Annotated in this window: 6 protein-coding genes; all 6 read left to right on the top strand. The window is 40.6% G+C overall.

The window, feature by feature from the left end:
• The first annotated feature begins 259 nt into the window (after positions 1 to 259).
• The 6 genes from H581_RS0124390 (at position 260) to H581_RS0124365 (ending at position 8419) form a co-directional block, all read left to right on the top strand.
• Positions 260 to 733, top strand: coding sequence for a hypothetical protein (locus H581_RS0124390; RefSeq protein WP_028612285.1), 474 nt, complete (start codon positions 260 to 262; stop codon positions 731 to 733).
• Between the two features lie 12 nt (positions 734 to 745).
• Positions 746 to 1801, top strand: coding sequence for a serine/threonine-protein kinase (locus H581_RS0124385; RefSeq protein ID WP_028612284.1), 1056 nt, complete (start codon positions 746 to 748; stop codon positions 1799 to 1801).
• A gap of 41 nt (positions 1802 to 1842) precedes the next feature.
• Positions 1843 to 2034: a hypothetical protein gene (locus H581_RS0124380; RefSeq protein ID WP_051251339.1), complete on the top strand. Its 192-nt coding sequence runs from the start codon at positions 1843 to 1845 to the stop codon at positions 2032 to 2034.
• 339 nt (positions 2035 to 2373) lie between these two features.
• Positions 2374 to 5637, top strand: coding sequence for a type I restriction-modification system endonuclease (gene hsdR, locus H581_RS0124375; RefSeq protein ID WP_028612282.1), 3264 nt, complete (start codon positions 2374 to 2376; stop codon positions 5635 to 5637).
• On the top strand, positions 5634 to 7052 hold the full coding sequence (locus H581_RS0124370; protein ID WP_028612281.1) for a type I restriction-modification system subunit M: 1419 nt from the start codon (positions 5634 to 5636) through the stop codon (positions 7050 to 7052). Before hsdR ends, H581_RS0124370 begins: the two co-directional genes overlap by 4 nt.
• Complete coding sequence (locus H581_RS0124365; RefSeq protein WP_028612280.1) at positions 7052 to 8419, top strand: restriction endonuclease subunit S; 1368 nt, start codon at positions 7052 to 7054, stop codon at positions 8417 to 8419. The genes H581_RS0124370 and H581_RS0124365 overlap by 1 nt, the downstream gene beginning before the upstream one ends.
• Positions 8420 to 9459 lie beyond the last annotated feature (1040 nt).

Here is a 9459-nt window from a genome sequence, read left to right as displayed (position 1 = left end):
GGGAGAAGATCCGTCAGAAGTGTACTCAGCAATCAGTTGTTAGACAGACTGACGTACGGTTTGATGGGGAGAGGCTAGGATCCCCAGCTCTTTACTCTACTATGCGTAATAAAAATGGTACGGTTTCAATAAATAAGAACTTCTATGGCTTCCATTTAGATGAATAATGAAAATAAGAAACTACACGGAATCTCCTATATATTTGTAAAGTATAATGTTAAGATAATAAACATGATATTCATATAAAGGTGGTTAACTTGTGATAGCAATAGGCATAAGGGTTTCTCCCCAAACTATATATTACTCAATATTGGAGCAGCAAGATGATAGAACAGTAGAAATCAAAACGGTTGATACGATAATTGTTCCAAAAGCAATGGACGTTCCTAAAAGATTAACTTATATTCGTACAACCCTAATCTCAATTATCGCTGAATATAAGGTTAAAAAAGCTGGAATCCGAATATTCGAAGGCTCCTCAATGAATATAAGTACTGACCGTATCTATATTGAAGGTGTTGTCCAAGAGTTGTTTGCAAATTCATCGGTTGAAAAATACTTCCTTGGAACAAAAGGGACATTAGCTAAACTCCTTGAAGTGAGGGTCACTGATATAACCAAGTGGATTGATGAAAAAGGAAAATCAGAAGACCTTGAAATTGAAGGTTGGGAAACAATGAAAACTGAATCAAGGGAAAGTACTCTAACTGCATATGCAGCCATCAATTCTTAAAGGGGAAGCTAAATGAGAGTAGAAACTAAACTAACATTTATACAAAAAGGGAACATTGGTGCAGAAGGTAGAAATTCTGATGTATTTATCGCGGAGGATATTCAGTTAGGAACGGATATCGTGGTAAAAAACATTAAGAAAAAAGATTTAGACAGGCTTAGAATCTCTGATTACTTTGCCGAATCAAAGATACTTTATGCGAGCCAACATCCTAATATTGTTGAACTTAATTATTCTTGTGAAGATGATGATAATATCTATCTCTCAATGCCGTTATATAAAAATGGTTCAATTAACTCACTAATCAACAAAAGATTTTTATCGGTAAGAGAAATTCTTACATACTCATTAGAATTCTTAAGTGGTCTTCATTATGTACATAGCAAAGCACTTCTTCATTTCGATATTAAGCCGACTAATATACTAATTAGTGATTCCAATACAGCATTGTTAACCGATTTTGGTTTAGCAAAATATACTGATGCAAATGGGTTCGCTACACCTGACCAATTATATCCTCCTCACATGGCACCAGAAAGATTTAGTGTCAACAAGTTTGACGTTTATTTTGATATCTTTCATTGTGGTTTAACATTATACAGGATGTGTAATGGTAATGAGGATTTCAATAACCAGCGTAAAGTTGCAACAATAGCCGATATCGAAAATGGATCTTTTCCGAATAGAAATAAGTTCCTTCCGCATATACCTAAATCATTGCAGAATGTTATAAAAAAGGCTTTGTCTGTAAATCCTGTGGGTAGATACAACACTGTTCTTGAAATGTTAAATGATCTAAGTAAAATTGACAAAAATTTAGATTGGTTATACACTCAAGATAATCAAACCAGAACATTTGTTTGGGATCTTAATGAGGATAAGACCATAAAATATATAATAGCTACTGAGGAAAAGGGTAAATGGACCATCGTTGGAAAACAATATAGCAAGTCCACTACTAAAACCTCTAAAATAACGAAATGGGATTCTGACGGATATAAAAATCAAGAAGAAGCCTTTAAAAAAGTAGCTAAGTTAATATACGATTACGAAAACCTTAAAAAATAATACTTTTGATGTCGATGTAATTCATAAGGAGGCTGAGTTGAATGGCTAAAATTGTGATGAAAAACAAATTACAGTCCAGACATCAACTAGCTAACCCCTTTTCAAGTAAAACTCGACACGAAAGACTTATTAAAAGTGGTGCGGTTGATATGAAGGATAATATAATCATTCAAGATATGGGTAATGGATATGCTACGTTTGTACCTATTGATAAAAATAAAAAATTGAAATAAGAAATAACAGCATTGGAACTAAGTGCTGTTATTTTTTATTTATTCAATTTTTGAAATCCTATCTCAAAGAATACAACACAATTGATCTTGTGCTGCATTCTTAGCATTCGGCAAAATGCTTATTTTACAGGCATTGCCGGTTTAACGTACGAAATCCGCGTTTTGTTGGCGGTCCCCCTATTATTGTCGGATGAAGGAATTCAACCTTTATATGACGAATTAGGAATAGTGCTTGAGACTTAATAACTGCTTTGTGTTTTATTCGGATACAGATAATCGTGCTTATCAATGATCTGAACAATAAATAACATCTGACATGGTCAATAGAGGAGGAGAAGAATGGAGTCTAATTTTACGTTCTTAGACAACAACTTTCCTGTACTTGCTCAAATAGGCGCAACCGCTGAAGAATATCTTTATTCGGATTCTAATTCATGCTTGATCAAGTTAGGGTTAATGGGCGAAACGATCGTCAACCTCATGATGCAACTTGATAGCATTCAACCTCCAAGCTACGACAACACGCATGCAAATCGCATTAAGCTGTTGAAGGGGCAAGGACTGCTGCCACGCGAAATTGATGATATCTTATATAGCTTGCGTATGGCTCGGAATAAAGCCGTACATAAGAACTACGATTCGCTAGAACAATCTAAAGTTCTTATGGGTATGGCCCACGAACTAAGCATATGGTTTATGCAAACTTATGGAGATTGGCAGTATAAGCCTGAGCGGTTTGTTTTGCCTCTTGAAAAGTCTCAAGCTAAGATTGATTACGAAGCGATCCTTCGTGATAAAGAAGCTAGGATTGAAGAACTGACGAGGCTTGCTGAACAAGCTAAAGTAGCCCAAACGATGACGATTGAGGAACGTACCTCGAGAGGAAGTCGCGCAGCTCAGCAGCTTCAACTTTCCGAGGCGCAAACGAGGTATATTATCGACGAGCAGCTACGCAAGGTTGGATGGGATGCAGATACGGTTCATTTGCGATATTCGAAAGGCACTCGACCACAAAAAGGCCGTAACCTTGCGATTGCTGAATGGCCGACACGCAATTCCAGCGGTAAACCTGGTTATGCCGATTACGCTTTATTTGTTGGGCTTCAATTGGTCGGTATTATTGAAGCGAAGCGTCAGTACACCGATATTCCATCCGTAATCGATAACCAGTGCAAGGAGTATGCACAATCCGTAAGTGAAGAACATGCGGCTTATCAGGTGGGTAATTGGAGTCAGTATAAAGTACCTTTTGTATTTGCAACGAATGGTCGAAAGTACTTGAAGCAGCTTGAGACAAAATCGGGGATCTGGTTCCTCGATGTGCGTAAACAATCGAATATCTCCAAAGCCCTTCAAGGCTGGATGAGTCCAGATGGCATTACAGAGTTGTTGAATAATGATACGGATACAGCTAATCAAGCCCTGGGTGCAACACCTTATGATTTGCTGCGTGACCCAGATGGCCTCAACCTTCGCGAATACCAGATTGAAGCGATTGAAGCCGCTGAACAAGCCATTATCAATGGACAGGACAAAGTACTTCTATCGATGGCTACGGGAACAGGTAAGACGCGAACGATTTTGGGGATGTTGTATCGTTTCTTGAAATCTGGCCGTTTCCAGCGCATCTTGTTCCTAGTTGACCGCACTTCACTTGGCGAACAGGCACAGGATGTGTTCAAGGAAGTCAAAATCGAAGAGCTCATGACGCTGGATAACATCTACAACATCAAGGAGCTCAGCGACAAAGACATCGACAGAGAGACCAAGGTGCATGTCGCCACCGTACAAAGCTTGGTCAAGCGTGTACTCTACAACGAGGGTGAAACCATTCCTGCTGTTTCCGACTACGACCTTATTATTGTAGATGAAGCGCACCGCGGCTATATCTTGGACAAGGACATGAGCGACGACGAGCTGCTATATCGAAACCAGGAAGAATACATGAGCAAGTATAGCGCGGTCATCGATTACTTTAATGCGGTCAAAATTGGCTTGACGGCTACGCCAGCCATTCAAACGACGCAGATTTTTGGTCAACCTGTGTTCAATTACACGTATCGTCGTGCTGTAGTCGAAGGCTATCTTGTCGATCATGATGCACCGCATACGATTGTTACCAAGCTAAGCAAAGAAGGTATCACCTATCAGAAAGGTGAAGTTGTCCCGATTTACGATCCTGTAACGGGAGAAATTACAAATAGTGGCGAGCTGGATGATGAGTTAAAATTCGATGTGGAGAAGTTTAACCGCCAGGTCATCACGGAGAACTTCAATCGTACCATATTGACTGAAGTTGCTCAGGACATCAATCCAGAGGGCGACGCGAAGACGCTGATCTTTGCCGTTGATGATAGCCATGCCGATGTCATCGTAAAACTGCTCAAAGAAATTTACGAGCCTTACGGTGTAGACAACGATGCGGCCATGAAGATCACAGGCAGCATCGGCGGTGGGAATCCTAAGAAAGTCATGGAAGCGATCAAACGCTTCAAGAATGAACGCTATCCCAATATCGTCGTTACGGTTGATCTCTTAACGACAGGTATTGATGTGCCTAAAATTACTACTCTTGTCTTTATGCGACGGGTCAAGTCACGTATCCTCTTTGAACAGATGATGGGTCGGGCTACACGTCTCTGCCCTGAGATCGGCAAGACGCATTTTGAAATCTATGATCCAGTTGGCGTGTATGAATCGCTTGAGGATGTTAATACGATGAAACAAGTAGTGATTCAGCCTTCTACATCTTTTGATGATTTACTGGATGGACTTGAAGCGTTGCTGACCGAGAAGCAGCTGCAAAATCAAATTGATCTTATTGTGGCGAAGCTGCAGCGTAAGAAGAGGAACATGACCAAAGATGCCATGGTCCACTTCCGAGACATTGCGCAAGGTGACACACCAGACCAGTTCATCGAGAAAGTCAAACACATGCCTGCAGAAGAAGCAAAAGCCTATGTACTTGAATATCGGAAAGTCTTTGATATCATGAATGAAGGCGGCAGAGGTAAGCCAAGAGCAGTGGTGATTTCGGATAAAGAGGATGAGCTTGTCTCTCATGAACGCGGCTATGGCAAAGGCTTAAAGCCGAAAGATTACTTGGATGAGTTCAAAGCATTTATTACGAACAACATGAATAAAATCGCCGCGCTCCAAGTGGTTTGTACAAGGCCTAGCGATCTTACGCGGGAAAGCTTGAAGAGCCTGCGATTGGAGCTAGATCGCGAAGGGTTTACAGAACAACAGCTGAATACCGCATGGAAGCAGCTGTCCAATGAGGACATTACAGCGGATATCATTAGCTTTATTCGCAAGGAAGCACTTGGATCTGCACTCGTCAGTCGAGCAGAACGCACGAAACATGCGATTACCAAGCTGAAGGAGAAGCACTCCTTTAATAAGATGGAACTGGATTGGCTTCAGAGAATTGAAATGGTATTGTTGCACGAACCGATTCTGGACCGTGATGTATTTAACACGGGTGCATTTAAGAATCAGGGCGGATATAATCGCATTAATAAGATTTTTCGCGAACAACTCGGTACCATTATTACAGACTTGAATCAGTATTTATTTGAAGACAGGGGACAATCAGCGTGAACAACCAAGAGATCGTATCTAAACTATGGAACCTATGTAATGTTCTACGAGATGACGGCATTACGTATCATCAGTATGTAACGGAGCTTACTTATATCCTGTTTTTGAAGATGGCGAAAGAAACCGATACGGAGGCACAAATCCCAGAGAAGTATCGATGGGATCACTTACTAAAGCCAAAAGGCATTGAGCTTAAGAAGTTCTATAAGGAATTGCTCAACCACTTAGGTGAGGATACCAAGGGTCGAGTACGTGAGATTTATGCAGGTGCTTCCTCGAATATCGAGGAGCCAAAGAACTTGGAGAAGCTCATTACTTCGATTGACGCACTCGATTGGTATTCGGCCAAAGAAGAAGGATTAGGCAACCTGTATGAGGGCTTGCTTGAGAAAAATGCAAACGAGAAGAAGTCTGGTGCTGGCCAGTACTTTACCCCACGCGTCTTGATTGACGTGATGAATAAGCTTGTTGATCCGCAACCAGGGGAACGGTGCAATGACCCAGCATGTGGTACATTCGGTTTCATGATCGCCGCAGACCGTTATGTAAAGGATCAGACCGATGACCTGTTTGCTCTATCGCCTGAATTACAGGAATTCCAGCGAAAACATGCATTCTCTGGTTCTGAGCTTGTGCATGAAACCCATCGTTTAGCCTTGATGAATGCGATGTTGCATGATATTGAAGGACCAATCAAGCTGGGCGATACATTGTCTAATCAAGGGAAGACAATGAAAGACTTTGATGTTGTACTTACGAATCCGCCATTCGGAACGAAAAAAGGCGGCGAGCGTGCGACTCGTGACGATCTCACTTACCTGACATCCAATAAACAGTTAAACTTCTTGCAGCATATTTACCGCAGCTTGAAAGCAAACAACGAAGCACGTGCAGCTGTTGTTCTTCCAGATAACGTGCTATTTGCAGACGGTGATGGTGCTTCTATCCGTAACGACTTGATGGAGAAGTGTAACTTGCATACGATTCTGCGTCTGCCTAAGGGGATCTTCTATGCACAGGGCGTTAAGACTAATGTGCTCTTCTTTACGCGCGGCAAGTCCGATAAGGACAATACGAAAGAAGTATGGTTCTATGATTTGCGCACCAATATGCCTTCTTTCGGAAAAACGAACCCGCTCAAGGCTGAACATTTTAATGCATTTATAGAGGCATATATTGCGGATGACCGTCACAAGGTGCAGGATGAGCGTTGGAATGTATTCACTCGTGAGCAAATTCGTGAGAAAAGCAACAACCTTGATCTTGGGCTTATTCGTGATGATAGTGTTCTGGACTATGATGACCTCCCAGACCCGATTGAGAGTGGAGAAGAAGTCGTAGCGCAGCTTGAGGAAGCAGTCGACTTGATCATGAGCGTTGTAAAGGAACTGAAGTCATTGGAGGTTAGTCGCTAATGGCTAAGGGGAAGAAGCAGAATCTATCTGCAGAAGAATTATTAGAACAGGCGATTTTGGCAGAGGATGAGCAACCGTATGAAGTGCCTGCGAATTGGGTTTGGACGAAATTAGAGAATTTTATCGATACATTAAGTGGCTTTTCATTTAACTCAGGCTTGTTCTCCAACAAACCCTCGGATGGATTTCCATTAATTCGTATTCGGGACATTGTTCGAGGATTTACTGAGACGTATACATCGCAGGAATGCTCTGAGTTATATCACGTTAATACTGGTGATATTTTAATTGGTATGGATGGAGATTTTAATATTGCTTTATGGAAGAGTGAAGTAAGTTTACTTAACCAACGTGTGTGTAAAATTAAATCGGCAAACGACAGAGTATTACTAGATAAGTATATGTTTTACTATTTGCCTCGGCAGTTGAAAGAAATACAAGATGCTACATCGAGTGTTACTGTAAAGCATCTATCTGTTAAGAAGATCAAAGCCATTGCATTACCTCTTCCGCCAATCACTGAACAACAACGAATTATTGACCGTATTGAAAGCCTGTTTGCTAAGCTTGATCAGGCAAAGGAACTGGCACAGAATGCTTTAGATAGCTTTGAAACACGTAAAGCTGCTATCCTACACAAAGCTTTTACAGGGGAGCTCACTGCGAAGTGGCGTGAAGGTCATGGTCTGAGTATGGATAGTTGGAAGACTATGTCGTTATCCAAACTAGCATACATTCAAACAGGCTTAGCAAAAGGAAAACAAATCAATTCAGTTACAACCACCATGCCTTATCTACGGGTTGCGAATGTCCAAGATGGCTATTTGGATCTTTCTGAAATTAAACTAATTACTGTGGAAAAAGATAAGATTGAACGCTATCGTTTAAAAGAAGGTGATGTACTATTTACTGAGGGTGGTGATTATGACAAGCTCGGACGAGGTACTGTTTGGAGAGCAGAAATAGATATTTGCTTGCATCAAAATCATGTTTTTGCCGTTCGTCCTGAGCCAACAGTTTTAAGCTCTTTCTATTTGGCTTATTTAGCAAGCAGTCGATACGGAAAAACCTACTTTTTAAGTTGCTCAAAGCAGACAACCAATCTGGCTTCAATTAATTCTACACAATTAAAAGCGTTCCCAGTGTTTTGTCCCAGTATCATAGAACAGCAAGAAATCGTGCGTATTCTTGACACCCTAATAGAAAAGGAGCAATCCGCAAAATATAAACTGGAACCGCTACTCGATCAAATAGATCTGATGAAAAAATCTATCCTTGCCTGCGCCTTTCGCGGTGAACTTGGTACCAACGATCCAAGTGAAGAAAGTGCATTGGAATTGCTAAAAGAAGTAGTGTTACCACAGTAATGGAACCCAAGTAAGAGTGCCAAGATTGTGTATTGTGATCACATCCATGATCACGAACCCTAGAATATAGACGGAAATCCGAGAAGACGGAAAGACAGACCGAAGTCCGAAAACCCGCACTACAGCAGGCTTTCGGACATTTCGGTTCACAGGAGGATTTCGCGCATACCACACTGGCAGCGATGAGCTCAAATAATGACCGTAACCTTACAATACGGTACACGCAGGTAGGATTTTAATAAATTGGGTAACAAAAGAGTAACGTAAGTACGTAAAAAACCGTTATCTCCCGTTAATAATGTTACCCCGACAAACCACTTTAACGCTGGATCTCTGCGCCCCCGTGAACTGTTGTTAACAATGTTCCAGCCTGCGACCTTATTGGGCGGCATGAGGTAAATGACAGCTACTAGGGATTTTAAAAATAAGAATTAAATTCAAAATAGGGACGAAGCTTTCACTTCGAGATAGATGGCAACTAATGTGTAATTAGTTAGTTAATCTTAATTATAACATTCTGAACTTTATGAAAAAAACCAACATCAAATCATCATGGTGTTGGGTTTTTTCGTATTTTGTATTGATATGAATTTCGCCGGCGGTTTATTTAACGATCGTTTTTTAGACTTTATAAACATCAGCACAAAATCTTTCAAAATGAGGATTGTTTCAGTCTATTAAACCGTCTAAAATTCAAAGTATATAAAATATTGCAATCGATGGTTTAATAGACAAAGGAGATTGTGAAATGGATAAAATTGATGTGAACGTACTTCGACTTTCGACCAATCCATGGATTTGCAAATCGATTTTTTGAAGGCATCCGGTGTCAGCTAATTTGCACATGCCAGAAAAGTACCCTCATTATTATTGTTCTGTTTAATCGACAACCCATCTGTACTTTTGTTAATACATCATATCTAAAGGCATTGTTACTCATAACAATGTATTCTTTCATTTACATCAAAAATTGTCGAATTCCCAAGATCAAGGAGGAAGGCTCACTCCAAACATCGAATAAACCTATATGCATATAGAAC

Source organism: Paenibacillus harenae DSM 16969 (assembly GCF_000422465.1).
GTDB lineage: Bacteria > Bacillota > Bacilli > Paenibacillales > Paenibacillaceae > Pristimantibacillus > Pristimantibacillus harenae.
Note: the sequence above shows the minus strand (reverse complement) of the source record. Positions and strands in the feature narration are given on the sequence as shown.